Origin of the sequence: Streptomyces sp. LUP47B, assembly GCF_001746295.1 — a bacterium.
Taxonomy (GTDB): domain Bacteria; phylum Actinomycetota; class Actinomycetes; order Streptomycetales; family Streptomycetaceae; genus Streptomyces.
In genome coordinates this window covers 378,490-403,662 of the sequence record NZ_MJAH01000003.1, presented here as the reverse complement: position 1 = coordinate 403,662, position 25,173 = coordinate 378,490, and the positions used below count along the sequence as shown (strand labels likewise).

General features: G+C 69.5%; 20 protein-coding genes and 1 pseudogene. 4 read left to right on the top strand and 17 right to left on the bottom strand.

What is annotated here, in order from left to right; genetic code table 11:
• Nucleotides 1-7 precede the first annotated feature (7 nt).
• The 3 genes from BFN33_RS12330 to BFN33_RS12320 are packed head-to-tail and all read right to left on the bottom strand — an operon-like array spanning nucleotide 8 to nucleotide 2,633.
• Nucleotides 8-733 carry a maleylpyruvate isomerase family mycothiol-dependent enzyme gene (locus BFN33_RS12330; RefSeq protein ID WP_069759988.1) on the bottom strand — a complete coding sequence of 242 codons (726 nt, stop codon included), beginning with the start codon at nucleotides 731-733 and terminating at the stop codon, nucleotides 8-10.
• On the bottom strand, nucleotides 730-1,560 hold the full coding sequence (locus BFN33_RS12325) for a fumarylacetoacetate hydrolase family protein (protein ID WP_069759987.1): 831 nt from the start codon (nucleotides 1,558-1,560) through the stop codon (nucleotides 730-732). The genes BFN33_RS12330 and BFN33_RS12325 overlap by 4 nt, the downstream gene beginning before the upstream one ends.
• Nucleotides 1,557-2,633 carry a cupin domain-containing protein gene (locus BFN33_RS12320; RefSeq protein ID WP_069760257.1) on the bottom strand — a complete coding sequence of 359 codons (1,077 nt, stop codon included), beginning with the start codon at nucleotides 2,631-2,633 and terminating at the stop codon, nucleotides 1,557-1,559. Before BFN33_RS12320 ends, BFN33_RS12325 begins: the two co-directional genes overlap by 4 nt.
• A gap of 118 nt (nucleotides 2,634-2,751) precedes the next feature.
• On the opposite strand from BFN33_RS12320, the gene BFN33_RS12315 reads away from it, so the two are divergent.
• Nucleotides 2,752-3,525 (top strand): IclR family transcriptional regulator, encoded by a 774-nt coding sequence (locus BFN33_RS12315; protein ID WP_069759986.1) that lies wholly within the window; start codon nucleotides 2,752-2,754, stop codon nucleotides 3,523-3,525.
• Between the two features lie 41 nt (nucleotides 3,526-3,566).
• On the opposite strand, the gene BFN33_RS12310 is transcribed toward BFN33_RS12315, so the two are convergent.
• From BFN33_RS12310 to BFN33_RS12290, 5 genes and pseudogenes are all read right to left on the bottom strand, one after another.
• Complete coding sequence (locus BFN33_RS12310; RefSeq protein WP_069759985.1) at nucleotides 3,567-4,487, bottom strand: NADP-dependent oxidoreductase; 921 nt, start codon at nucleotides 4,485-4,487, stop codon at nucleotides 3,567-3,569.
• A gap of 63 nt (nucleotides 4,488-4,550) precedes the next feature.
• Nucleotides 4,551-5,840 carry an amidohydrolase family protein gene (locus tag BFN33_RS12305; RefSeq protein WP_256122731.1) on the bottom strand — a complete coding sequence of 430 codons (1,290 nt, stop codon included), beginning with the start codon at nucleotides 5,838-5,840 and terminating at the stop codon, nucleotides 4,551-4,553.
• Between the two features lie 302 nt (nucleotides 5,841-6,142).
• The gene (locus BFN33_RS12300) at nucleotides 6,143-7,678 is read right to left on the bottom strand and encodes an aldehyde dehydrogenase family protein (RefSeq protein ID WP_069759984.1); all 1,536 of its coding nucleotides are present in this window, start codon (nucleotides 7,676-7,678) and stop codon (nucleotides 6,143-6,145) included.
• A gap of 223 nt (nucleotides 7,679-7,901) precedes the next feature.
• A pseudogene (locus tag BFN33_RS12295) lies at nucleotides 7,902-9,083 on the bottom strand (pyruvate dehydrogenase); the annotation flags it as partial.
• A gap of 371 nt (nucleotides 9,084-9,454) precedes the next feature.
• Nucleotides 9,455-10,246 (bottom strand): SDR family oxidoreductase, encoded by a 792-nt coding sequence (locus tag BFN33_RS12290; RefSeq protein WP_069759983.1) that lies wholly within the window; start codon nucleotides 10,244-10,246, stop codon nucleotides 9,455-9,457.
• Between the two features lie 72 nt (nucleotides 10,247-10,318).
• Between BFN33_RS12290 and BFN33_RS12285 the strand changes: the two genes are divergently transcribed.
• The 3 genes from BFN33_RS12285 (at nucleotide 10,319) to BFN33_RS12275 (ending at nucleotide 12,533) form a co-directional block, all read left to right on the top strand.
• Complete coding sequence (locus tag BFN33_RS12285; RefSeq protein WP_256122729.1) at nucleotides 10,319-10,807, top strand: MarR family winged helix-turn-helix transcriptional regulator; 489 nt, start codon at nucleotides 10,319-10,321, stop codon at nucleotides 10,805-10,807.
• Between the two features lie 273 nt (nucleotides 10,808-11,080).
• Nucleotides 11,081-11,536, top strand: coding sequence for a MarR family winged helix-turn-helix transcriptional regulator (locus tag BFN33_RS12280; protein WP_069759982.1), 456 nt, complete (start codon nucleotides 11,081-11,083; stop codon nucleotides 11,534-11,536).
• 4 nt (nucleotides 11,537-11,540) lie between these two features.
• On the top strand, nucleotides 11,541-12,533 hold the full coding sequence (locus BFN33_RS12275) for an Lrp/AsnC family transcriptional regulator (protein ID WP_069759981.1): 993 nt from the start codon (nucleotides 11,541-11,543) through the stop codon (nucleotides 12,531-12,533).
• Between the two features lie 169 nt (nucleotides 12,534-12,702).
• On the opposite strand, the gene BFN33_RS49685 is transcribed toward BFN33_RS12275, so the two are convergent.
• The 9 genes from BFN33_RS49685 to BFN33_RS12230 form a co-directional block, all read right to left on the bottom strand.
• On the bottom strand, nucleotides 12,703-15,183 hold the full coding sequence (locus BFN33_RS49685) for a DHA2 family efflux MFS transporter permease subunit (RefSeq protein ID WP_370743276.1): 2,481 nt from the start codon (nucleotides 15,181-15,183) through the stop codon (nucleotides 12,703-12,705).
• A 423-nt stretch (nucleotides 15,184-15,606) separates the two neighbouring features.
• A complete protein-coding gene (locus BFN33_RS12265) occupies nucleotides 15,607-18,894 on the bottom strand; it encodes a family 78 glycoside hydrolase catalytic domain (RefSeq protein ID WP_079140782.1) in 3,288 nt (1,095 codons plus the stop codon).
• A 336-nt stretch (nucleotides 18,895-19,230) separates the two neighbouring features.
• Entirely contained in the window at nucleotides 19,231-20,118 is an 888-nt protein-coding gene (locus tag BFN33_RS12260; protein ID WP_218108975.1) for an SDR family oxidoreductase, read from the bottom strand.
• 109 nt (nucleotides 20,119-20,227) lie between these two features.
• Nucleotides 20,228-21,331, bottom strand: coding sequence for an alcohol dehydrogenase catalytic domain-containing protein (locus BFN33_RS12255; RefSeq protein WP_069759980.1), 1,104 nt, complete (start codon nucleotides 21,329-21,331; stop codon nucleotides 20,228-20,230).
• Complete coding sequence (locus tag BFN33_RS12250; protein ID WP_069759979.1) at nucleotides 21,328-22,320, bottom strand: hypothetical protein; 993 nt, start codon at nucleotides 22,318-22,320, stop codon at nucleotides 21,328-21,330. The genes BFN33_RS12255 and BFN33_RS12250 overlap by 4 nt, the downstream gene beginning before the upstream one ends.
• A gap of 46 nt (nucleotides 22,321-22,366) precedes the next feature.
• The gene (locus tag BFN33_RS12245; protein WP_069759978.1) at nucleotides 22,367-23,110 is read right to left on the bottom strand and encodes a methyltransferase domain-containing protein; all 744 of its coding nucleotides are present in this window, start codon (nucleotides 23,108-23,110) and stop codon (nucleotides 22,367-22,369) included.
• 92 nt (nucleotides 23,111-23,202) lie between these two features.
• On the bottom strand, nucleotides 23,203-24,024 hold the full coding sequence (locus tag BFN33_RS12240; protein WP_069760252.1) for a fumarylacetoacetate hydrolase family protein: 822 nt from the start codon (nucleotides 24,022-24,024) through the stop codon (nucleotides 23,203-23,205).
• Nucleotides 24,025-24,038: 14 nt separating this feature from the next.
• A complete protein-coding gene (locus BFN33_RS12235) occupies nucleotides 24,039-24,683 on the bottom strand; it encodes a VOC family protein (protein WP_069759977.1) in 645 nt (214 codons plus the stop codon).
• Between the two features lie 20 nt (nucleotides 24,684-24,703).
• The gene (locus tag BFN33_RS12230) at nucleotides 24,704-25,138 is read right to left on the bottom strand and encodes a nuclear transport factor 2 family protein (RefSeq protein WP_079140780.1); all 435 of its coding nucleotides are present in this window, start codon (nucleotides 25,136-25,138) and stop codon (nucleotides 24,704-24,706) included.
• Nucleotides 25,139-25,173 lie beyond the last annotated feature (35 nt).

Genomic DNA, 25,173 nt, shown 5'->3' with positions numbered 1-25,173 from the left:
TTCGTGCTCACAGCCACGCGGGCAGCGTGGGCAGGGGTGCCCCGCCGGTCGGGTACAGGGGGCCGGGAACGGGGCGCCCGGTCGCGTAGGCGGCCAGGCCGGCCAGGTCACCGCTCACCCCGACCGGTTCCGCACCGGCGGACGCGCCCAGGAGCCAGGTGCGGTCGGCGTCCTTGGCCCGCAGCTCGACGGGGGCACAGTCCGGGCGGGCCCGGAAGGCGGCGGTCACGTCGTCGAGGAGCGCGGCGCACACCTCGTGCGGCACGTCGTCGAAGCCGGCGTCGACGTTCAGGTCGACGGCGTGGACCCACACTTCGCGCACCCGCAGCCAGGGCACCTGGGAGACGGGCACCTCACGGCCTCGCGCGGTGCGGACGGTCGCTGTCCAGCGCTCGTCGGGCAGTGCGGCGAGTGCCGCGGCGAGACGGCCGTCGGCCGCGAGCAGCTCCGCACGCAGTTCTTCGGCCGGGCGCCGGGCACCCTCCTCGATCTCGCGCGCCCGCTGGTCGCCACTCGCGTACATGGGCGTCTCGACACCTGTCCGCGCCCAGGTCAGCAGGTTGACGAGGGCATCGGCGTTGCGGGCGACATGGGCGACGACGTGGGCCCGGCTCCAGCCCGGCAGGTTCGAGGGCCTGGTGAATCCTGGGTCGGTCAGCCGGTGCACGGAGGCTTCGAAGGCCGCCGTGCCCTTGGCCGCCCGCTCCAGCATCGCCGCCGGACGTGCGCTCACCGCGTCTCCCGGCGGCAGGTGTTGCGGGTCTCGCCGATCCCCTCGATCCGGGTGACGAGGACCGAGCCGTCCTGCAGATAGCGGGCGGGCTTGCGGGCGTGGCCGACCCCGCCCGGCGTGCCGGTGGCGATGACGTCACCGGGCACGAGGGTGACGATCTCGGACAGGTACGCGACGAGTGCGGCCGGCTCGAAGACGAGGTCGCCGGTGTCGGCCTTCTGGACCGTGTCGCCGTCGACCTCGCAGGTCAGGCTCAGGCCCTGGGCGGACACCGCGGGGTCGTCGGCGGTCACCAGCCACGGTCCGACGGGCGTGGTGGCCTCGAAGGTCTTGCCCTGGTCCCACTGGGTGGTGCGGTACTGCCAGTCGCGGGCGGTGACGTCGTTGAGCACGGTGTACCCGGCGATCGCGGCCCGCGCCTGTTCCGGGTCGGCGTGCCGGACCTCGGCCCCGATGACGACGCCGAGTTCGGCCTCCCAGTCCATCTGCGTGGAGGAGGCGGGCAGGGTCACGTCGTCGTAGGCGCCGACCAGCGCCCGAGCGAACTTGGAGAACAGCGTGGGATGCGAGGGGAGTTCGCGGCCCATCTCCAATATGTGGGTGCGGTAGTTGAGGCCGACGCAGACGACCTTCTCCGGCGCGACGACCACGGGGGCGTAGTCCAGGGCGCCTTCGTAGGTGTCGCCTGCGGCGTCCGCGGCGCGCTCCGCCCAGTCGGTGTGGCGCAGGAAGGTCACCAGGTCGTTCTCACCGAGGTCCACTGCCTTGTCGTCGTCGACGCGGACGGCGCGCGTGGTGCCGTTGACGCGGATGGTGGCGAGCTTCACTTCTGTTCTCCTCGGGAGGTGCGGGCGAGGCCCAGGGCCTCGTAGACGGGCTCGTCGCTGAAGCGGAAGAGGTCGACCCGGGTACGGGCGGACAGTGAGACCTCGCACCAGGACGGGACGACGAACAGGTCCCCCTTGGCGATCTCGAAGACCTTGTCGCCGACCTGGGCGACCGCCTCGCCCTCGAACACCTGCCAGACCGCGGAACCGACCGTGCGCACCGGCACGGTCTGCGTGCCGGCCCGCAGTCGGCGCATCTCGGTGCGCATCGTGACCAGGGCGTCCCTGCCGGTGGTGGGGTTGGAGAAGCGGACTCCGGCGTGCCCGGGCTCGATCACACCGGGTACGCCTTCGTCCTCCAGCTCCAGCTGAGCGGTCAGGGCGGCGTCGGTGTGTTCCCAGCGGTAGGCGCCGAGCGGGGAGTTGGGCTGGTCGGGTCGGCCGATCGGGCGCAACCCGGGGTGGCCCCACAGCCGTTCGCCGCGCGAGCGCTCGGGGGTTTCGCGGGTGGAGAGCTCGTCGGGGCCGAACTCGAAGAAACCGGCGTCGAGTTGGGAGACGAGCGGGATGTCGAGGCCGTCGAGCCAGGCCATCGGCTGGTCGGTGACGTTCTGGTGCTCGTGGAAGGCCCAGCTCGGCGTGAGCAGCAGGTCACCGCGCCGCATCGCCACCGCGTCCCCGTCGACGTTGGTCCACACGCCTTCGCCTTCGAGCACGAACCGGAAGGCTCCCTGGCTGTGCCGGTGCGAGGGGGCGACCTCACGGGGCCCCAGGTACTGGATCGCGGTCCACAGGGTCGCGGTGGCGTAAGGGAGGCCCGGAAGGCCGGGGTTGGACAGGGCCATGGCGCGGCGCTCGCCGCCACGTCCCACCGGTACGAGCTCGCCGGAGCGCTGTGCGATGGGCAGCAGGTCGGCCCACCGCCACAGGTGCGGGACCGCGGCGGGCTGCGGCGACATCGGCATGAGGTCGTCCACCTGGGTCCACAGCGGGATCAGGCCCGCGTCCTCGAAGTCCGCGTACAGCTCGTCAAGCAGTTTGCGCTCGGTCTGTTCGCTGGTGGTGTCGGTCACGGAAACCTCCACGTCGTGTGTTCGGCGACCGCCGGAAGAAGCGCGCTCGTTCCGCGCTGCTCCATGACGCTACGTACGGTTTCCTCTGACCGGAATCGCTGAGAGGTAGAATTCCTCTATGGAGAATTCAGGCGGTTCCTCGCCCAGCCCCTCGTATCCGGTGAGTGCCGCCGGCAACGCCCTGCGCGTCGTACGGCTGCTGCACGAGCTCGACGAGCTCCGGGTGATGGACGTCGCCGACCGGCTCGGCGTCGCGCGGTCGACGGCGCACCGGATCCTCGCGATGCTCGTGTTCGAGGGATTCGCGGCACAGGACCGCCACAAGGTGTACCGGCCGGGCCCGGCTCTCCAGGCGATCAGGGGAAGCCAGGCGGCCCCTCCCCCGGACCTGATCACTGTCGCCCACCCTCACCTGCAGGGGCTGGCGGACGCCGTCCGCGAGACGACCCACCTGATGGTGCTCGAGGGCAACGGCAGCCGCTTCCTCGACGGCGTGGAGGGTCCCCAGGCGCTGCGCGTCAGCTACCGCACCGGCACACTCCTGCCCGCGCACGTGACCTCGGGCGGCAAGGCCCTGCTCGCGGCACTGCCCGCGGACCGGGTCCGGGCCCTTTACCCCAACGGGCTCCCCGGGGGCCGCGCCAAGTCTCCCAAGGACTTCGAGAGCCTGATGAACGAACTGGTGTCCGTGCGCCGCCACGGATACGCCATCAATCTCCAGGAGAGCGAGCGCGGAGTGCACGCCGTCGGCGCGTGTGTGCGCGACCGTACGGACGCCACCGTGGCTGCCGTGGTCGTGGCGGCTCCGTCCGTTCGCTGCACCCGCGCAAGGCTCGCTGAACTGTCCCAGCCTCTGCTCGCGACCGCGCGGGACATCGGTCAGGGGCTGTGAATGACGGCAGCACCCGCCCCCGACCGCAGGACCGAGGCCCGTCAGGGCTTGAGCACGATCTTTCCCCTCGTGTGCCGACGTTCCAACTCCCGGAAGGCCTCCCGGACTTCGTCGAGCCCGTAGACATGGGCGATGGGGATCTCCAGAGCACCGTCGGCGATCAGCTCGGCGAGTTCGCGCAGCACGTCGGCGCTTGCCGCCGCCGCGCTGCCCTCCGCCTTGGTGCCGTGCTTCGCCGCGCCCGCGAAGTCGATGATCGTGTTGATCCGCTCACCGGGCACGCCGAGTTCCAGCGCCAGTTCGATGTAGGGAGCGCCGTAGGTGTCGATGAAGGCGTCGACCGTGCCGTGCGCCGCGGTACGGACGCGGTCGCCGACACCCTCGCCGTACGTCACCGGAATCACTCCGAGTCCGGCGAGCCATGCGTGGTTCGGCTCGCTTGCCAGACCGATGACGGTGGCCCCGGCGTGCAGCGCGAGCTGTACGACAAGAGAGCCCACGCCGCCGGCGGCTCCGGAGACGACGACGGTCTCGCCACGCTCGACCTTGACGGCATGGACCGCCGCGTACGCCGTGGCACCGGCGACGTAGAGCGCGCCGGCCTGCTCCCACGGGACGCCCGCCGGCCGGCGAATGAGCTGGTCCTCCTCGACGATCACGTACTCGGCGTGACTGGCCCGGCTGTGGGTGAAACCGATCACCTCGTCACCGACGGCGAATACGGTGACTCCCGCGCCGAGTTCCTCGACGATTCCGGCGAGGTCACTGCCCTGACCTGACGGGAACGTCGCCGGAAACCTGTCATGCAGGAACCCCCGCCGGATCGCGGCCTCGCCCGGGTTGATCCCGGCGGCCACCACCTTGACCAGTACCTGGCGGGCACCGGGCTCGGGCCGTTCGACGTCGACCACGTTCAGTACGTCGATGCCCCCGTACTCCGCGAATCGCACCGCTTTCGGCATCGTGACTCCTTCGATCGCACTGCGGGTGAGGAAAAATCCGGGACTACACGGAACGATGGTCGTTCACAGTCCCAGAACGCGCTCGGCATTGGCGTGCGCGATGCGCCCGAGGTCGGCCGGCGCGTACGGCGCGGACCGCAGGAACCCCACCGCCTCGGCGCTGGACTCGAACGGGTAGTCGATGGAGAACAGCACCCGGTCGACACCGACGGCATGGACGGCTCCCAGCAGCGCGGCATGCGACATGACTCCGCTGGTGGTGACGTACACGTTGTTCCGCAGGTAGTACGACGGCAGGTGCCGCACCCTGTGCTCGACGGGCACCTGGGGATAGCGGCTGTCGAGCCGCGACATCTGGAACGGCAGCAGCTCGCCCATGTGGCCCAGCGTCACGGACGCGCCCGGGAACTCGTCGAACACTCCGCCGTAGATCAGCCGGAGCGCATGGGCACCCGTCGTCGCGGTCCATCCCCACGACGGCCCGACCAGCACGGGGTACCCGTCGAAGACATGCCAGTTGTCCGCCGGAACCACTGCCGGATGCAGATACAGCGTCACACCCAGGCGCTCCAGTTCGGCCCATACCGGCCTGAACTGCGGTTCGTCCAGGTAGTGCCCCCGCACATGGTCGTTGTGCAGCACTCCCTTGAGCCCGAGCTCCTGAACCGCCCGCCGCAGTTCCACGACCGCGGCCTTGGGGTCCTGCAGCGGAAGGGCGGCGAAGCCCGCGAAGCGGGTCGGGTGTGCGGCGACCGCCTTGGCCAGATAGTCGTTGATCCGCCGCGCGGCCGCCACGGCCTCCGCGGGATCCTCGATCACTTCCACGCCCGGCGTGGAGTACGAGAGGACCTGAATGTCGACGCCGTTGGCGTCCATGTCCGCCAGCCGCAGGTCGGTCAGATCGTCCAGACGTCGGAACCACTCCTGCTTCATGGCCTCCGGCACGGCCATGTGCTGACGGATGGCCTCCTCCTGCCGGATGGCTCCGGGAACGGCGAACGCCTCTTCCACGGCCACGATGCGCATCTTTTCCTCCGAGGTGTTCCGATGGTGCTTCGAACGGCCGCCTTCGGGTCGGCTCGGCGGACCTTGCGTCGGCTGCTTGTGGCCGGCTGCCTGGATGCCGCCGGCCGTGGTGGAGGCGCGGTTGCCGGACGCGGCCTCGGCTGCCGACGCGGACGGCCCCGCGAGCAGGCCGTCGACCACGGCGGCTCCACCGGCAGCGGCGGTCGCGGCGGTCGCGGCGGTCGCGGCGGTCGCGGCGATGAATCTTCGCCGAGTGGCGTCTGCGGGAGGCTCGGGGGTGGGGCCGGGCGACGGAGTCGCTGCTTGGAAGGGACGAACGTCGGACATGTCCACTCTCCCTCGATGGTGCGCGGGTGCTGGCCGGGGTCCTGCCGGTGCTGTCGCGCTCCGCGAAGGTGCGCGTCTCTCCCGAGTGGTCCGACGGCCCTTCGAGCCACGGCCGTTGGGGGCGTGGCGGCGGTCAGGGCGTCGGTCGGTCGTGGTCGGCCCCCGGAATCGGTGGGCCGCGTACGGCGACCGGATCCGACGTGGTGCGTCATCTCGGACCCGGTGCCGAACCGGTCGATGACCGGTCTCGTGACGGGGTGGACGCCGGACCGGGCTCGGCTGGGACCGTTCGCTCCTGCCCGTCAGTCGGTCTGCTCGCCGTTCTCGGCCAGGATCCTGTTGCGCACGCCGGCGAGGGCTCCGGCCATCGCGCCCGCGGGCCTGCCGAAGGTCGTGGCCGAGAACTGAGCGGGGCCGGTCTTGGCGGTGAAGGAGTGCGGGTAGGCGAACTCCCGGAGTCCTTCCTCGCCCTGCTTGCGCCCGTAACCGCTGTCTCCGCGACCGCCGAAGGGCACCGCCGGGTTGATGGAGAACACGAGGGCGTCGTTGATGCTGGTCATTCCGACACGGAGTTGACGGGCGATGGCTTCGCCGCGGTCGCGGCTGAAGACGGCGCTGCCCAGTCCGTACCGACCGCCGTTGATGTGGGCGATGGCCTCCTCGGTGTCGGCCACCTTGACGACGGCGAGCGTGGGCCCGAACGTCTCCTCCGTCGCCGCCAGGGCGTCGGGGGCCACCCCGACGAGGACGGTGGGAGTGACATAGCGCTCCCCCACCGCATCGAGGCCGCCGACCGTGGCTGTCGCGCCGCGCTCGAGAGCGTCCTTGATGTGCTCCCGGATGATCGGGATCTGGGTGGGCAGAGGGACCGGTCCGATCTCCGCGTCGTCGCCGCTTCCGACCCGTACCAGCTTGGCGAGGTCGCTGATCTTCTCGACGAAGGCGTCGTGAACCGACTCGACGACGTAGGCCACTTCAAGGCTGATGCAGCCGTGCCCGGTGTTCTGCATGGCGCCCCAGACGATATGGCGGGCGGCTTCGTCCAGGTCGGCGTCCTCGGCAACGACGACTCCGTCCTTTCCGCCGAGTTCCAGCAGAACCGGGGTCAGGGTCTGTGCGCACTGGGCGGCCACCGTCCTGCCCGTGGTGACACTGCCGGTGAACGCGAGCTTGTTCAGACCGGCCTCGATGAGCGCCTGGCCCGTGGCCCCGAACCCGTTGAGGCACTGGAGGACGTCCGGGAGGTCGGGGACCGCGCGCCGCCAGGTCCGGACGAGCCACTCCCCGACGCCGGGCGTGATCTGGCTGGGCTTGAGGACGGCGGCGTTTCCGGCCGCGATCACCTCGATGAGGATGGCCCCCGGTGTGAGCAGGGGGAAGTTCCACGGGCCGATGACACCGACGACGCCGTAGGGCTGGTACTCGACCCACGCACGCTGATTGGGCACGGTGGGGCTGCCCGGGACGTCCCGGCGTCCCAGTACACGCTCGGCGTTCTCGATGGCGAACTGCACGTGCTCCAGAATCCCGAGCACCTCCACGCGGGCGTCGTCCAGGGGCTTGCCGTTCTCCGCGTGGATGAGGGCGGCCCCCTCCTCGCCGCTCACGGCTATCTCCCGGCGCCATGCGCGCAGCCGTTCCGCGCGGCCCTCGAATCCGAGGGCCCACCAGGTCCCGGCGACCGAGCGGGCGGCGGCGACGGCCGAGGCAGCCTCTTCCGTGCCGGCCACGGGGTACCGGGCGAACTCGGCTCCGGTGGCCTGGTCGACGGTGACCACCTCGCTCCCGTCCTGTCCGATGACTCCGTCACGCGTGATCGTCGGAGTGTTGTTGGTCACGGGTTTCTCCTACTTTGTTACGACCGCCTGCGCCAGAGCGGCACCCCGAGGGCTACGGCAGGTGAAGGGGGCGGTCTTCGGCGCGATGAAGGGCCGCTGTGCGACAGCGGACGCGCGCCGGGGTGAATGACTTCAGCGACGGCTCATGGGCCGCGCGCAAGTACTAGAGTATCAAACCCTTGGGTAGCGTCAAGCGTTTGATAGTCAGCGGTGCACCTGCGACTCAGCCGGTCAGGTCGAGGGCTGCGCGAACGATGCTGTCCGCATCCAGACCGTGATGGCGGTAGACGTCCTCGATCGATCCGGACTGCCCGAACCGGGTCACGCCGAGGGAGGAGACGGGCACACGGTTGACGGTGGCCAGGAAGGCCAGGGTGTGCGGATGGCCGTCCAGGACCGTGACCAAAGGCGTGGCGCGGTTGGCCGGGAAGACCTGGTCCAGCACCCAGGACTCGGCCTGTTCATGACCCTGCCTGGCGCGCACCGCCCGGTACAGGAGGTCGGGACTGGTGACACACACGACGTCCGCCGGAACGCCGACCTGCGCCAGCCGGTCAGCGGCCGCCAGCGCCTCCGGAACCACCGCACCCATCACGGCGATGGTGACCTTGGCGGCGTCGGTGCGCACCAGGGGGTAAGCCCCGGCGACGACCTGGCGACGGCGACGCTCGCGCGCGGCGGGGTCGCCGGGGACGGCGGCCAGTGTCTGGTCGACGGGCCGCGTCGACAGCCGTACGTACGCGGAGCCGCCGTCCGGTCTGCCGAGCCGGGCCAGGCCGGCGAGCAACGTCCATTCGGCGTCGAGGGCGAACGCCGGTTCGTAGGTGACGCAGCCGGGTTGCTCCAGACCGATCGACGGCGTCTTGATCGACTGGTGCGCACCGCCTTCCGGGGCCAGGGAGACCCCCGAAGGGGTGCCGACCAGGAGGGACTGTCCGCCGGCGTAGATGCCGAAGGACCAGGGTTCGAGGGCGCGTTCCACGAAGGGGTCGTAGAGCACACCGATCGGCAGGAGCGGCTGCCCCCACCTGCTCCAGCAGGCGCCCAGTTCGCCGATCAGGCCGACGAGGTTCGTCTCGGCGATGCCCAGTTCGATGTGCTGCCCGGAGGGTCTTTCCCGCCAGTGCAGGATGGTCTCGGCGTCGTCGGCGAACCAGTCGAGCCGATCGGTGGAGGCCCAGACGCCGACCTTGTTCACCCACCCGCCCAGGTTCGTGCTGGAGCTGACGTCGGGGCTGACGGTGACGACCCGGGCGGCCACCTCGGGGGCCGCTCTGGTCAGGTCCAGCAGCACCCGGCCCAGCGCGGCCTGCGTGGTCGCGGTCCCGGTCGGTGTCCGTCCGATGTCGACGGGCACGGCCGCCGGCGCGTGGCGCACCGGCTCGCTCCTGCGGAGCCGTCGCGCGGTCTGGCGGCACAGCTCATGCACCGCGCTGTCCTCGGGTACGCGGTTCGCGTGGTGAGTGATCGCCGATGACAGCCAGAGCACCCTGCCTTCCACCTCGCGGAGAACGCCGAAGTCGTCCTGTGCGCCGAGCGGCGTGGTGACTGGGCTGCTCATGACTGACCAACTCCTGCGGTCGGTGGCGGATTCGCCACTCTTAAACTGGAGCCAAGTTAGTTCTGCAGAATTGATCCAGTCAACACCAGGGACATGGCACAGAAACTTCAATTTCAATCTCATGACCCGGAGCCAAGAGCAAGAGATAGAGGGAACGCTCCTACATGCGAGCCGGCGGACAGGAAGCAATCCTCTACCCGCCGGCCATGACCGCCCTAAGCTCGCGGTTCCGTGTAGCGGGACGCGAGCGTGGGCTGGTTGCCGCCCGCGACAAAGGCCGTCTCCGCGGCGAGCAGGGCGTCCAGGGCGGAGTCCAGATCTTCCAGACCGGGGGCACAGACGGTCTCGCCGAGGCGCAGCCCGGCCAGGCTCGCCGACGCCACGTCCTCGGGCGACATCGCCCAGGGGATGATGTGGCCGGCGCCGCTGTTCCAGTCGGTCGCCACGACGCCGGGACACACCACCTGGACGCGGACCGGGGTATCGGCGAGTTCACCGGCGAGAGTGCGGGTGAAGCCCACCGTGGCGGCCTTGGCAGCGACGTACAGGGTGCGCCGTGGGGCTCGCGGGTCGGTGCTGCCCGCACTGAACGCGAGGAGGGAGGCGACGGTGACGATGGTGCCCTCGCCTGCCGCCAGCATCGCGGGAAGTGCGGCGTGGACCAGCCGGACGGGGGCGACGGCGTTGAGGGTGAGCAGGCCGTCGATGTCGGCCGACTTGACCTCCGCGAGTGGGGCGTAGCCACCGGCGCCGGCGTTGCTGATCAGCATGCGGACGTCACCGGCGGCCAGACGGTCGGTGACGGCGGCGATGCCGTCGTGGGTCATGAGGTCGGCGGGCAGCACGTCGACGGCCGCTCCATGGGCGCGGAGTTCCTTGGCATGGTCGGCCAGCCGGTCGGCCCGGCGCGCCACCAGGACGAGGTCGTGGTCGTCCGCCAGGAGTCGGGCATAGGCGGCACCGATACCGGAGGAGGCGCCAGTGATCAGAGCAAGGGTACGAGTCATGTGGCCAGTCTTCGTCAAGTGCTGGACTGCTGTCAAACGTTTGATGCTAGTGAAATGTCGTACCCTTCTCCCGTGATACGAAACAACGAGGAGCCCCTCGGGCTCGAGGCTCTCGACAATGAGGAGCCCGTCGGGCTCGACGCCCTTGACCGGGTGACGTGGGCCCTGCGCCGCGCGGAGCTGGCGGTGCAGACCCTCAAGGAGCAGCGGCTGCGCCCGTTGGGCATGGCGGCCCCCCATTACACGCTCCTGATCTCGGTGCACGCCGACCCGGGACTGACCGGCGCCGAGCTGGCCCGCCGCCTGAACGTCACCCCGCAGGCCGTCGCCTCACTGGTGGCCCGCCTGGAGAGCCGCGGACAGTTGGAGAGACGCGAGCACCCGCGCCACCGGCATGTGCAGGAGCTGCACCTCACCGACGCCGGACGCGATGCCCTGCGCGCGGCCGACAAAGTGATCGCCGACATCGAGCTGCAGATCACCGATGGTCTCGGCCCGGAGGAGACCGTGCGGCTGCGGGCGCTGCTCGACCGGGTGGCCCGGACGGTTCGCGAGGACTGACTGCGCGTCCCGTGGACGGGAATCGCCCGCAAGCGGTGGCCTTCGTGGTGAGCCACTGGGGAACCCGGAGGCCATCTCCTGCGCCACCTGTCCCGCGCAGAGGGCCACCCGCCGACACGTGCCGCGACGATCTCCGCCTGACCGCCGTCGGGTTGGGCGGCCCGACTCACCCTCCGGCCTGCTCGCTCCTCCCCGGAGAGGGATCCCGAGACCTTCACTTGGTTGAGTGCTGTCAGGCCGTTTACTAGTGCCCAGGTGCCGTAGGGTCGCGGCGTGACACACGACGACGAGCGGTCCGTCGCCGCCGACGCACTGGACCGGGTGACCTGGGCGCTGCGGCGGGCGGAGTGGGCGGTGCAGGCCCGGAAGGATCAGCGACTGCGACCGCTGGGGCTCGCGGCCGCGCAGTACGCCCTGCTGATCTCCGTCCACAGCGACCCCGGTCTGACCGGCGCGGAACTGGCCCGGCGTCTGAACGTCACCCCCCAAGCAGTGGCCTCCCAGGTGGGCCGCCTGGAGGAGCGGGGTCAGCTGGAACGCCGACCACACCCGCGCCACCGCCATGTGCGGGAGCTGCACCTCACCGAAGCCGGCCGCGACTCCCTGCGGGATGCCGACGCCGTGATCGTGGGGATCGAAGGGCGGATCGCCGAGAAGCTGGGTCTCCGAAAGGCCGCACAGCTGAGGACACTGCTCGACGAGGTGGCCGACGTGGTCCGGGAGGCCTGAGCCGGTGGGCCTGCCGACCCTCGACCCCCTCGACCTCCAGATCCTGCAGGCGCTGCAGCTTGACGGACGCGCCCCGTTCAGCCGTATCGCCGCCGTCCTCGGGGTCTCCGACCAGACCGTGGCCCGGCGGTACCGGAGGCTGCACAACACCGTCAACGTGCGCGTTCTCGGCATGACGGACGAGGACCGGTTCGGTCGGCAGACCTGGGTCGTACGACTGCACTGCGTCCCTGACGTGGCGGAGCAACTCGCGGACGCTCTGGCCAGACGCCCCGACACCCTCTACGTGAACCTCATCTCGGGTGGCACCGAGGTCGTCTGCGGCATGAAGCCCCGCAACCGGAAGGAGCGGGACGAGCTGCTCTTCGGCCGGCTCCACCGCACCCGGCAGATCGTCAGTGTGACCGCCCACTGTCTCCTGCACTCCTTCTACGGCGGCTCACTGGGCTGGTTGAACAAGTCCCACGCCCTCACCCCCGAACAGGAGTCCGCGCTGCGGCTCCCCGGTCCGGTTCCGCTCGATGCCCCGCTCGTTCCGGACGCGGCCGACGAGGCGCTGCTCGCGGTACTGCGCCGTGACGGCCGGGCCACCTTGGCCGAGCTGCACAAGGCCACCGGCCAGTCGGAGTCGGCGGTCAAACGGCGGCTCGAGACCCTGCGCTCCACCGGCGCCCTGTACTTCGACCTGCAGTACGACCAGGGGTCCCTGGGACAAGACGTCAGCGTCATGCTCTGGCTCACCGTGACGCCCCGTGCGCTGGCCGACGTGGGCCGCAGTATCGCCGCGCACCAGGAAGTGAGCTTCGTGTCCGCCACCACGGGCAAGGAGAACATCGTCGTCTCCGCCCACTTCACGAGCACCGACGAGCTCTACACCTATCTGAGCGAGAAGATCGGTGCCCTCGACGGCATCCAGGCGGTCGAGACGGCTCTCGTCCTGCGCCAGGTCAAGCAACTCACCTACGAACCGAACCGTGCCGCCGACCACACCACGTGAGCCGGTCCACGGCGGCACGTGGTGGTCCGGGAGCGGGGGCGAGGTCCCGGACCACACGCAACCCACGGAGCGCCCCGTACCGGCCGGGCCCTCCGTGCCCTGGGCGGGCGCGGACCGGTACGTACCGCTGCCTCGCTCTCAGCCGACGGTTGCCGATCGGGTGGCCCGTTCAGCGCTCCGCATGAGCGAGCTCCACGTCGAGCTCATGTCCTGGTCCGGCCACGGAAACCGGCGCGGCAACCGGCGGATAGCCGCCGGCGATCACCGAGTAGACCCCCGCGTCCAGGTCGGTGAAGGCGTAGCCGCCGTCCGGACCGGTGGTCGCCGTGCCGATGACGTTGCCCGCCTTGTCCACGAGCGTGACCCGCGCGTCGGTCAACGGCAGGCGGGCGGCGCCTGCCCTCACGGTGCCCCGAAGTTCCGCTCCGGGCCGCAACACCACGTCCAGACGGCCGAGTCGAGGGCCGGACACCCGCACCGGGAGCGCGGCGGGCCGGAATCCCGCCGCGTTCACCACCACCGTGACATCGCCTTGCGGCAACTCGCTGAACGCGAACGCGCCGGACACGTCGGTCGTTTCAGCGGCCAGTGCCTCTCCCCGTACGTCCGTCACCGCCACCGTGGCACCCTGCACGGGCACCCCGTCCCCGGCGGTGACCACCGTGCCGACCAGCCCGCTGTTCGCGGACAACAGAACGTCGTGGGACAGCGGCTCCTCACCCACCACCACGCCGGCCGCCTGCGGTTGGTGGCCATCGGCAGCCGCGATCAGAACGTACGATCCCGCCGCCGGCACGTCGAGACGGTAACGGCCTTCGGAGTGCGCCACGGCCCGGCCCAGCTGTCGCCCGCCCGGGGAGATCAGCGTCAACGTGGCATTCTCGACCGCCTCCCCTGCCGTACCGAGTATCCGGCCGTGCAGGGCGGGACCGGAGCCACCGTCAGGGACGAGGCCTTCAACACCGGCTGCGAAGCCGACCGCGCCCATCCGTTGCCCGGACTCCCCCGACCGCCCCAGAGCATGGGCACCGACCAGCACCGGCTCGGACTCGGACTCGGACTCGGACTCGACGGAAGGTTCGGAGTGTGCCGGATGATCGGCAGCGGTGACGGCGGACTTCGCGGCCTGCGGGGTCCGCAGTAGTACGGCGCCGAGGAGAGCGGCGAGCAGAACCAGGCACGCGGACACGATCAGGCACAGGTGGAGCCCGTCGAGGAATGCCTCACCCAGGGCGCCCATCGCCCGGCCGGTGTCCTTACCGAGGTTCATCCCGGCCACTGCTCCCAGGCCGTCGGCGTCCGCGACGCCGGTGATCCGGTGTGCGAGCGGTCCGGTGAGGCCGGCGTCGCGCAGGTGGCCGGGCAGGGCGTCGGTGCTCCTGGTCGTCAGCAGGGTGCCCAGGACGGCGGGGCCTAGAGCACCGCCGACCTGCCGGAAGGCGTTGTTGCCCGCCGCCGCCATGCCGGCCAGGTGATGGGGCACCGAAGCGACGGCGGTGGCGGTCATCGGGGTGATCACCAGACCCAGGCCCAGGCCCATGACGGCCAACCGCCAGGCCAGCGGACCGAAGGAGGTTCCCGCGTCGATCGCGGTGAGGGCGAACAGCGCACCGGCGGTGGCCAGCAGACCGACGGTGATCATGACGCGAGGCGAGGTCCGGTGCATCAGGCGGCCCGCCAGGGCGCCGACGACCAGGGACATCACACAGACGACCAGCAACCGGTACCCGGCGTGCAGGGTGTCCAGGTGCTGCACCATGCCGAAGTAGAGGCTGAGGACGAAGAAGAAGCCGATCAGCCCCAGGAACGTGATCATGGCGATCAGGGTCGTCGCGCTGAACGCCGCACTGCGGAACAGGGACAGGTCCAGCATCGGGCTGGGGCTGCGCCGCTCCACCAGGACGAAGACGACGGCGCTGACGGCCGCCAGTGACAGGGCCGCGATCACCCGCCCCTCGGTGAACGAGGTGGCGCCGCCCTCGATGACGCCGTAGACCAGGGCGCTGATCGTCAGCGCCGCCACGATCTGACCTGGCCAGTCCAGCCGGCGATCGCCGGGAGCGCGGGAGTCGGTCACCAGCGGTGCCGCGACCGCGAGGGTGATGACGGCCACCGGTATGGTCGGCAGGAAGATCCAACGCCAGGTGGTGTGGTCGAGGATCACACCGGCGATCATCGGCCCGACGGCCAGCGCGGTCATCAGGGACGCCGCCCAGAGCCCGACGAACGTGGCGCGCTTTCGCGGGTCGGGCACGGCATGACTGATCAGCGCCAGCGTCGAGGGCAGCAGCGCGGCGGCGCCCAGACCGGCGCACGCCTGGCCGATCCAGAGGACCTCGACCGACTGGGCCGACAGTGCGACGGCCGCTCCCACGCCGGCCATCGCGAGGCCCGCCAGGTACACCTTCTTACGGCCGTGCACGTCGCCGAAGACCCCGGCGGTCAGGATGAGAGCGGCCATGGGGAGCTGGAACGCGGAGGAGGCCCAGGTCAGTTGGGAGGTCGAAGCGTGCAATGCCCTCTGGATGGCGGGCAGGCTCACCGAGACGGTGGTCACCGGCAGATAGGCGACGAACATTCCGAGACAGGCCATGACCAGCGTGGCCACCTGCCGTTCTCGGTGGTCGTTCACTTTGTGTGTAGCACTCACAGAACTCTCCCTCATGGCACGGCGATGCCGCACTCGACTCGCAGCGCAGTCAGCTTCCGGCCACGTCCTCGTCCGATGCCAGCCACGACCTCAAATACCTGGAGAACCGACATCCGGAGCGGGCCGGCGAAGGATTTCCGACAGGCCGGCGGCTTTCATACGGCTGCACTGACAGTGCGATCAGGCTCTGCCTGACCCGGGTGCGGCACGGCGCATTCAGGCCGTGCCACGCAGGGCCGGCGCCGGCAAAGCGTCGGGATTGAGCTCGGCCTGGGGAGTGGCATAGGCACAGCCGGCTGCGTCCCCACGCCGGCTGCCGATGTCCTGGAGCGACGCTCCCCTGCCGCCGGGACGGGATGCGACAGGGGAAGGCCGTGAGCGCCGGGCAGCCCTCTCGAAGAGGGCCGCGATGGTCTTCGCCGCTCAGCCGCCGTGGACGGTGTCGACGCCGAAGCTGTAGGACCCCGAGCCGACCTCGAACACGGCGGCCCCGTTCTCCATCCGGAGGAAGCGGATTCCCTTGGCGGCCTCGGCCCGTCGGCCGCCCTCGGTGACCGCCCACCGGCTCTTCGCCGGTACGTGGACCTCCGCGACGGTGTTGACCGGCACCGTCACCTTCAGGTCGAGAGCGCCGTTGCGGGTGCTCCACCGCGAGGACAGCGGGCCGTAGACGGTCTTGAGGCTTCCTGATCCCTGCGTCAGGTTTCCGCCGGGCACCGGCGCGATCCGGGAGCGCTTGTAGCCGGGTCCGATCGCGGAGAGGCCGCCGATGTTCTGGAACATCCAGTTACCCACGGCACCGTAGGCGTAGTGGTTGAAGGAGTTCATGTCGACCGGGCCGAAGCTGCCGTCAGGCATGATCGAGTTCCAGCGCTCCCACATGGTGGTGGCTCCGTTGGCGACCTCGTAGCCCCAGGACGGGTAGTCCTTGTGCAGCAGCATCTTGTAGGCGAGGTCGTCCCGGCCGATCCTGCTCAGCGCGGGCAGCAGCAGTGGTGTGCCGATGAACCCGGTCCTCAAGTGGTAGTCGGTGAGGGCGAGTTTGGCCACGAACTTCTCGCCGGCCTTGTCGACCAGTGCCGGATCGGAGATCAGGTTCATGCCGAGGGACAGGGCGTACCCCGTCTGCGAGTTGCCTTTGACGGTGCCGTCGGCTGCGACGTAGGCCTTGGTGAAGGCGTCGCGGATGTCGGCGGAGAGCTTGCCGTAGTCGGACGCCGCCTCCGTGTCGCCCAGGGCCCCCGCCACCTCGGCCATCATGCGGGCGTCCTCGGCGTAGTAGGCCGTGCCCAGGATGCCCTGCTCGGTCGGGTCGTCCAGGTTGAGCCAGTCGTTGGTGAAGAACGTGGTGCGGCCGGGCTCGAGCAGGTCCGGTCCGGCGCTGTCGCGCACAAACTGGAAGAACTTCTGCATGGCCGCATAGTTCTCCCGCAGGATGCGGGTGTCGTCAAACGCATGCCACACCGAGTACGGCACGGTGATCATCACGTCGGACCAGCCGACACCGCTGTCGCTCAACTGGCCCTGAGGGGACGGTACGACTGCCGGCAAGTCACCGTCGGGGTGCTGGGAGTTGCGTACGTCCGCCATCCAGTGGGAGAGGAACGCGCGGGTGTCGACGAGGTAGTTGGCCGTCGGCGCGAACAGGCTGATGTCTCCCGTCCATCCCAGTCGTTCGTCGCGGGCGGGGGTGTCGGTGGGGATGGAGAGGAAGTTGCCCCGCTGACTCCAGGAGATGTTGCTCACCAGTTGGTCGAGCATGGTGTCCGAGGTCCTCAACGTGCCGGTGGTGGGGAGGTCGGAACCCCACACGACGCCCTTGACGTCGGAAAGCGCGGGAGGTTCGGTCACGCCGGTGATCTCGACGTAGCGGAACCCGTGCTGAGTGAAGGTGGGCTCGTAGGTGGCCTTTCCCGACTGGGCGAAGGTGTAGCGGTCGGTAACCTTGGCACTGCGGAAGTTGTCGGTGTAGAGGGTGCCGTTCTTGTTGAGTACCTCCGCGTAGCGGATCCTGGCCGTCTGGCCGGTGGAGCCGGTGAGGGTCAGCCGTGACACGCCGACCATGTTCTGGCCGAGGTCGTAGACGTACGTTCCGGGGGTGGGCTCCGTCATCTTCCGGGCGTTGAGCACCTGGGTCCGGCGCACGGGCTCGTCACTCTGCGGGACCAGGAGGGCGGTACGGGACTCCAGGCTCGCGACGGGTTCCCACCGCGCGTCGTCGAATCCCGGTCGGCTCCAGCCCGTCGGCTCCAGACGGGCGTCATACGTCTCGCCGTCCTGCAGGTCGGCCTTCGCGTAGGGTCCCTCCGCCGCCTTCCACGAATCGTCCGTGGCGACCCACTGGGTCGAGCCGTCGGTGTAGGTGATGCGCATCCTCGCCACGAGAGCGGGGGTGTCCCCGTACTGACGGCTCCAGCCGATCCCGACCTTGCCGGCCCACCAGCCGCTCGCCAGGGACGCGCCGATCACGTTGTCGCCGCTCGCGAGCAGCTTCGTCACGTCGTAGGTCTGGGACTGGATGCGCTTGTCGTAGTTCGTCCAGCCCGGGGCGAGCACCTGGTCGCCGACCGCCTTGCCGTTGATCTCCAGCTCGTACAGGCCGAGTGCTGATGCGTAGACGCGCGCGGAGGCGACCTTCTTGCCGGTCTGTGTCCCGAAGTCCTTGCGCAGCAAGGGCAGCGGTCGGGCCGCGGGGCCGTACAGGGCGTCGGTGGTGCCGGACACCGCGAGGGCGGAGTCGACGATCTCACCGTCGGTGAACGGATTGCGGCCGGACGCGAAGTCGGTGTCGAGCAGGGTGCCGCCGTCGGCGCCGGTCACGACGGCGTCGTAGACGGTTCCCCGTTCGCCGCAACAGGAGTGTGTGCGGAAGCCGATGTAGCCCTTGGTGAACGTGGAGTCCGTGAAGGTGTTGACCTGCTTGCCGTCGAGCGTCGTCGTGATGGTGCTGCCCGCCACGTCGTAGCGGACGGTGTGCCGGTCGGCGAGGAGATCCGCGTCGGTGAAGCCGTAGGGCGCGAGATCCACCTCCTGGACGACGGAGTAGTTGCCCTTGACCTGCTTGTGCAGTCGCAGCATCGGGGTCGGGCCGGTGACGCTGAACTGCCACATGTACCCGTTGCTCACGTCGGGGGCGCGCAGGAACATGCCGAAGGCGGCGTTGTCGAGCTTGAACTCGACCGTGGCCGTGTAGTCGGTCCACTTGTCCAGCTCACTCGGCGGCGCTGGACGAGTGATCCACTGGGCACCGCCCCAGTCGCCGGGCTCCAGCAGACCCGTCTCGAAGTGCGCGTCGGTGCTCCACCGGCTCGCGGTTCCCTTGTCGTCCCAGGCCCGGACGTGCCAGTAGTAGCGGGTGGCCGGCTCCAGTGCGGGGCCGCCGTACCGCACGTCGACCTGGCGGTCGGACCTCACCCTGCCGGACGACCAGACATCGGCAGACCCCGGCGCGCGTCCGACCTGGATCTCGTAGGCCTTCTGCGACGTCGCTCGCCGGGCGGACGCCAACTGCCAGCCGAAGACGGGCTCCTCGCCGCCGATGCCCAGCGGGTTCACCCGGCCGTTGGTGGTCAAAGCGTTCACGGCGAACGGCGAGTCCGGCTCCGACGCCGCGGAGGACACGGACGCCGGCAGGGTCGCCACGCTTGCGACGACGGCCAACACCACAAGGGCTCTGAGGAGTTGGAGTAGGAGCGAGCGTGTTCGGAGCATGACACCTCCAGGATTGAATCGTTTCAAACGCTCGAAGTGCCGGGACAGTACTCATGTGACGAGCGACACGTCAACAAGCGGAGCGTGATTGCTGGAGAGTTCTGCCTCCCTCGCGACGACGCCGGAGGGGCAGTGCGACCGAATGGGCGGTATCGCGCGGTTTGGGCAAAGGCGGCCCGAGAAGACCACCTTCCTTTTCGGACAGAACGGTTCGACGCCCGTTGTCCTTCCGAACGGTTCGTACCGGACGGAAGGACAACGGGCGGGAGTGGAGGCTCGGTTGCACCGTCGCGCCGAGCGAGCGGGTGCCCGGTCGCTACGAGTGGCAGGCCGAGCTCAGCCGCGCGCGGCGAACGCGGCGGCCGCTTCCACGAAGGACGCGGGTTCGCGGCCGAGCAGCATCCGCAGGACGTTGCTGTTGCCGTGCAGGCCGTGCCGGTCGTAGTCCTGCCACATGGCACGCATGTCGGGGCCCCGGGACGGGTCGTCCGCCACTCCTGGCGGGAGCGGTGCGTCCGCCCAGTCCACCGTCCTCGCCTCCAGATCCACTCCTCGTGCCCGCCCGGCGAGGCGCACCGCCTCGGCCAACGTCAGCGCTGGTCCGGCGAGTTCGTAGGTCGCCGAGCCGTGTCCCTGTTCGGAGAGCACCTTGACGCCGACTTCACCGAGGTCACGCAGGTCGATGAACGAGAACTCGTTGTGGACGTCGAACGGCACGTTCACGTGCCCGGCCGGAGCCCTCCCCCACGTCGACAGGACGATCTGGGCGAACATCGAGGGCTGGAGGATCGTCCAGTCCAGGCCCGAAGCCCGCACGGCGGCCTCGGCGTTCGCCTTGCGCAGGTGATGGCGCAGCCCGGGGGTGTGCGGATGGAGGACGGACAGGTACACGAACCGGCGCGCACCGGCGTGCTCGGCCGCTTCGAGCGCCCTGCTCGCGAAGACGTCCTCCTCCGGGTGGAACGCAGGAGGGATCATGAACACCAGGTCGGTGTCCTTCAGCGCCTGGCGGACGGATTCTGGCTCCGCCAGATCCGCCTGGACGATCTCGTCGGCACCCAGGGCGGCCACACGCTCCCGCCCCGCCGGCCCGTGCACCACGGCACGGACCCGGAACGGTGCCTGCCGAGCCGCCTGAAGTACGTGCGTACCGCAGAGGCCGGCGGCTCCGACCACCGTGAGCAAGGGCTGCTCTTCGCCGCGTACGGCTTCTGTCTCGGACACTTTCCGGTTTCCTCTCGCTGGACCTGAGTCGCGGTATCTGAGTCGCGGCATCTGAGTCGCTGGATCCGAGCCCGCTCCGCAGAGCACCGTGCTGGACCCGAGCGTCGGGTCAGGGGTTGACCACGGTCATCCACATCGGGTTGTCGGCGCGCTGCTGTATGGCGTCGATGGCCTTGATGGCGTCGGTGAGCGGGAATCGATGGGTGATGAGTTCATCGATGGTGAGGACGCCGGTCTCCAGCAGGCGCAGCACGTCCTGCGCGTCCGTGCGGGTGTAGGCGCGGGTGGCGACGAAGCGCCAGCAGTGCATCATCTGGACGATCGGTATCAGCGGCAACGGGGCGGAGTTGCCTCCCATGTGGACCAGTGTGCCGCCGGTGGCCAGCGCGGCCATGGCCTGGCCGATGGCCGGTCCTTCGGGGATGAAGTCGATGACGCCATGGACCCCTTCGGGTGCCGTCTCACGCAGTCGGCGGGTGAGTGCGCCGTCGGCCGCCCAGTCTTCGGGCAGTTCGTCGAGGGCTACGACACTGGCGGGGACGTTACCGGACAGCGCCGCGACGGAGTTGAGGCGTTCGGCGTCCCGGCCGACGAGGATCAGCCGGGCGACGCCGAAGTGCTCCGCGAGCTTCACCGTCGCGGTACCCATGGTTCCGGTCGCCGCGGTGACCACCAGGGTGGATTCGCTGGGCAGTTCGGCACATTTGAGCGCGCGCACGGCGTTGGCCATGTCGTGCACCTTGGCCGCGACGTCGAAGCCGATGAAGTCCGGCAGCGGATCGATGAGCCAGTGGGGCACCCGTACGTATTCCGCGAGTCCGCCGTTGTGGTACTCCGCGTAGAGCGGCATCGGGATGTCACCGAAGGCGGCGTGGCCGAGTATGGACTGCTCGGCGCACATCATGTCCCGGTCGGTACGGCAGTAGTCGCACGCACGGCAGTTGAGGAAGGGATGCACACGCACCCGGTCGCCGACGCGGTGCCCGGTGACTTCCCTGCCGACGGCGGTGACGGTGCCCGCGGCCTCGTGGCCGAGGGTGGTGGGCAGATGCTTGAACGCGCCCATGTCGAGCAGCCGCATGATGCCCGGGGCCAGCCCGGCGGCGGCGACCTTGACGACTACGTCGAGCGGACCGGGCTCGGGGACGGAGATCTCGTCGAGCACGAGCACTTCGGAGCCGTGGTGGGCTCGCACGGCAAGCATCGTGGTCATCGTTGGACCTCCACGTCGAGGTTCGAGAGCCGTTCGGGTGTGCAGGAGTCGGCCGTGCGAGAGGTCTTGGCGACCTGGGGCAGCTCCCGCCGTGAGAGGAGACTTACGTAGTGGCCGGGCTCGGTCACCACGCTGGTGTGGGAGATGCCGAGCGGGATGCGCACGAAATCGCCGGGCTCGAGGTCGACGATGCCGCGCTGGGTGATCAGGGTCCGGTGGCCGGCCGCCTGGTACTGGATCTCGTCGGCATCGAGGGTGCGGCGATAACGGCGTTCGCTGCCGGGCGTGGTGGTGACCGCTCCGAGGCGGATGCCGTCGGTTCCGTACAGCCAGGTGACGTCCTGCTCCGGATCGGCCCTCAGTACCGGCATCCGGCGGTCCTCGCTGTGCACCTGGTCGAGCAGGAGCTGCTCGTCGACCCCGAAGACGGTGATGTCGTGGCCGAGTGCGGCCATGCACTGGGTGACCGCCTCGTTGGCCGCACCCGGCTGCCAGCCGGGGAACGGCGGGAACATCGGCTGGGACTCGCGTCGGCCCGGCAGGAGCTCGGTGACCGGCGCCGGAATGTAGAACAGCAAGTGGCTTTCGGTACGGCAGTAGTTGTCGTGGGCCACACCCCGGGGGATGCGGGAGAACTCGCCGGGCTGGAATTCGATCGAGCCGAGTTCACTCATCAGCGTGCGCTCGCCGGCGATCTGATAGGAGATCTCGTCCACATCGCAGTTACGGTGATAAAAAGGCTGCCTGCCGTCCAGTTTCTGCCACTCGACGCGGATTTCGTCGTTCTCGTACACACCGCGTGGTGGGGCGTATGCCTCTGCCTGGTATTCCTGCGGGTAATGCACCACGCTCAGCGGCGGGTGGTCCTGCCACAGTTTGACGGGCACCTTGGGCGGATGCGGGGGCGACAGCAGCAGGTGCTCGTCGCGGGCGACACTGCGCAATGGCTGAGCAGAGCCCAAGACCATGACGTCTTCGATGACCTTCACGGGGACCTCCTTGTCCCTGGGCGGCGTGGGGTGAAACGAAGCGCGGTTACTTCTTCCGACCCCAGAACATCTCGATGCCGCGCCACTCCATCAGTTGGGGGTTGGCAACCCGGTCCCCGAACGCTTCGCGGATCTCTTCCCCGGAGTAATACGGGATGTCTTCCTCGGGAACATGCTGGAAGAGCTTGTCGAACCACTGGCGGAGATGGACATCGGAGTTGATGCGGGCGTAGAACGCCGAGCCCTTCAGGACCGACTCGGCCAGCACGATGCGACGGCCGGGCTTCATGACACGCAGCAGGTCCCCGGCCGTCTCCTCCCAGTCGTCGGCGTGCTGGGTCGCCTGCAGCACGGCGACGCAGTCGTACGACTCGTCCGCCAGCGAGTCCGCGTAGTCCCAGCGCCAGCATCCGGTCTGGCCGTTACGGCCGGGGATGCGGCCCAGGACCGCCTTCCGCCCGTCCTGGATGATCTCCACCGAGTCCACGGCGCCCTCGGGGCCCACCAGCTCACGCATGTCTTCGAGCCACCCGGCGGGCGCGATGCCCTCACCGATGAGCAGAACTCGGTCTCCGGCACGCAGTTCGAGGAGACCGTAGACGATTTCGGAGATGGGCCGGGCCAGTTCCTGCCAAATGTACGGGAGCCCGCCGGCGATGGCCACGGCCATCTCCCATTTCGCCCGTTGGCCGTCGTCCTGAATTTCCTTGCCGAAACGCTCATCGTCCCAGGGCTGAATGTAGTCCCAAGGGTTTCCGCCACCGAAACCGTTCTTGGTGTCACCGCTCATTTTCATGGCCTCCAATGGAAGGGCCGCCGACTTGTGATGGCCGCCGGACGTTACTTCGAGGGCGTTGCCCTCTGTCAGCATGACCCTGCTTTTCAGGCGCAGGTGTTCACGAGAATTCCGATCCCCTCGATCTCGATCCGCACCTCGACGCCCGACCGCAGGTACAGGCCGCGTTTGTGCCCGACTCCGGACGGTGTTCCGGTCGCGATCACGTCGCCGGGCTCCAGCGTCGTCTGCCGCGACAGGTAGGAGACCAGGGCGGGGACGGGGTGAATCAGCTGGGAGGTGCGTGCGTCCTGGCGCAGCTCGCCGCCGACCCAGGTGCGCAGGTGCAGGTCGTCGGGGTCGGTGAACCCGTCGAGCGTGGCCAGGGCGGGGCCCATCGGGGTGAACGTGTCGAAGCTCTTGGCCGCGGTGACGTCGGCGGCTCGGCCGGGGACACGTCCCTTCTGGATGTCGCGCGCGCTGACGTCGTTGCAGATCGTGAAGCCGGCGACGAAGGAGTACGCGTCCGCTTCCGACACGTCGGTGGCGCGCCTGCCGATGACGACCGCGAGTTCGCCTTCGTAGTCGACCTCGTCGGGGGCCGCCTTGGGGAAACGGATCCGCTCTCCTGGGCCGGTCACCGAGGACGGGGCCTTCAGGAAGATGACCGGGTCCTCGACCGTGCCGGTGTACCCCACCTCGGTGCGGTGACCGGCGTAGGCGTAACCCACTGCCCAGATCTTCGAGGGTCTGGGCACCGGCGCGATGAGCTGGGCCTGCGTCGCGGGTATCCGGTCGCGGACGGCGGCCGTGGCGATGGACGTGATGTCGAGGCCGGCCTGCAGGGCGGCACCGAGGTCCGTCGCGTCGAGGTCGAGCAGGGCGACGGTCTCGCCGTCGTCCTCGAGTCTGCCGATCCCCTTGGCCATACTGACGAGTCTGGTCACAGGGCGACCGCCTGGTTGTCGAGGCGCAGCAGCTCGTCCACGGGATCACCTGCGCGGTAGCGGGCGACGAAGCGATCGGGGTCGAGTTCCAGGCCGGAGGGGTTGGCGGCGAAGACGGGGCCGGACATGAAGGCCACCTCCTCCTCCGTGGTGGCGAAGTTGGGGCAGGAGAACTCGACGATGTTCCCGTCCGGGTCGCGGTAGTAGAAGCTGGTGGCCTGGCCGTGGTTGGCCGCCCGGTGCGGACGCGTGCCGATGGACGCCATGTGCTCGTGCTGGGAGACCAGTTCGCCGAGCGAGCCGACACCGAACTGGAAGTGATGCAGGCCGGGCCCGGAGGCGTCGGTCCCGATCAGGCTGTCGATGCCGAACAGGGCCAGGACCTGGCTGTGCGGGCCGTCTACGACGCGGAAGAAGCCAAGTCGGACATCGACCGCCCGCTCGGGCATTCCCGCGGGACGCGGCGGGGCGTCGGGATCGGGGGTCCGCTCGTAGAACGGGCCGTGTCCCAGTACGTGCGTGTAGAAGGCGGCCATGTCGTCGTAGCGGCCGGTCTTGAGCACGAGCTCGGATATCTGGAGCGCGACGGCTTGGGTCTCGGTGGCCGCGGGGGCGGCCGTGCTCTGGGGGGTCGTCGTCATCGTGGGGGCCTCCTTGCCCGTCAGACGGTGGGGTGCAGCGGCCTCGAGAGACGGTGCGTGATCTGCCACCGTCCGCCCGAGTGGCGGAACCGGTGGACGGTGTCGAGGACGCGGTCGAGGACGTAGGCGCCGTCGGGCCGGCGGACGTGCAGCAGAACCATCGTCCGCAGCTCGACGCGCCGGTCGTCACGTCCGTCGTCCTCGCCGTCCTGACCGGTGACGACCTCGTTGGCGAGCACATGGACGGTCTGCCGTCCGGTGTCGGCCTCGCGCGCGCCGAGGAAGCCGAGTATCTCGTCCCGACCGCGGAAGACCCGGCCATGTGCCTCGAACTCGGCGTCATCGGCGAACGCACCGATCCCTGCGGTGGCCCGGCCGCTGTCGATGTCGCGGTGATAACCGACGACCAGGGCACGACAGCGGCCCACAGCATCGCTTCGATCGGCCGGTGACATCACGGCGCTCCCCTATCTCTTGAACCGAGGTCAAG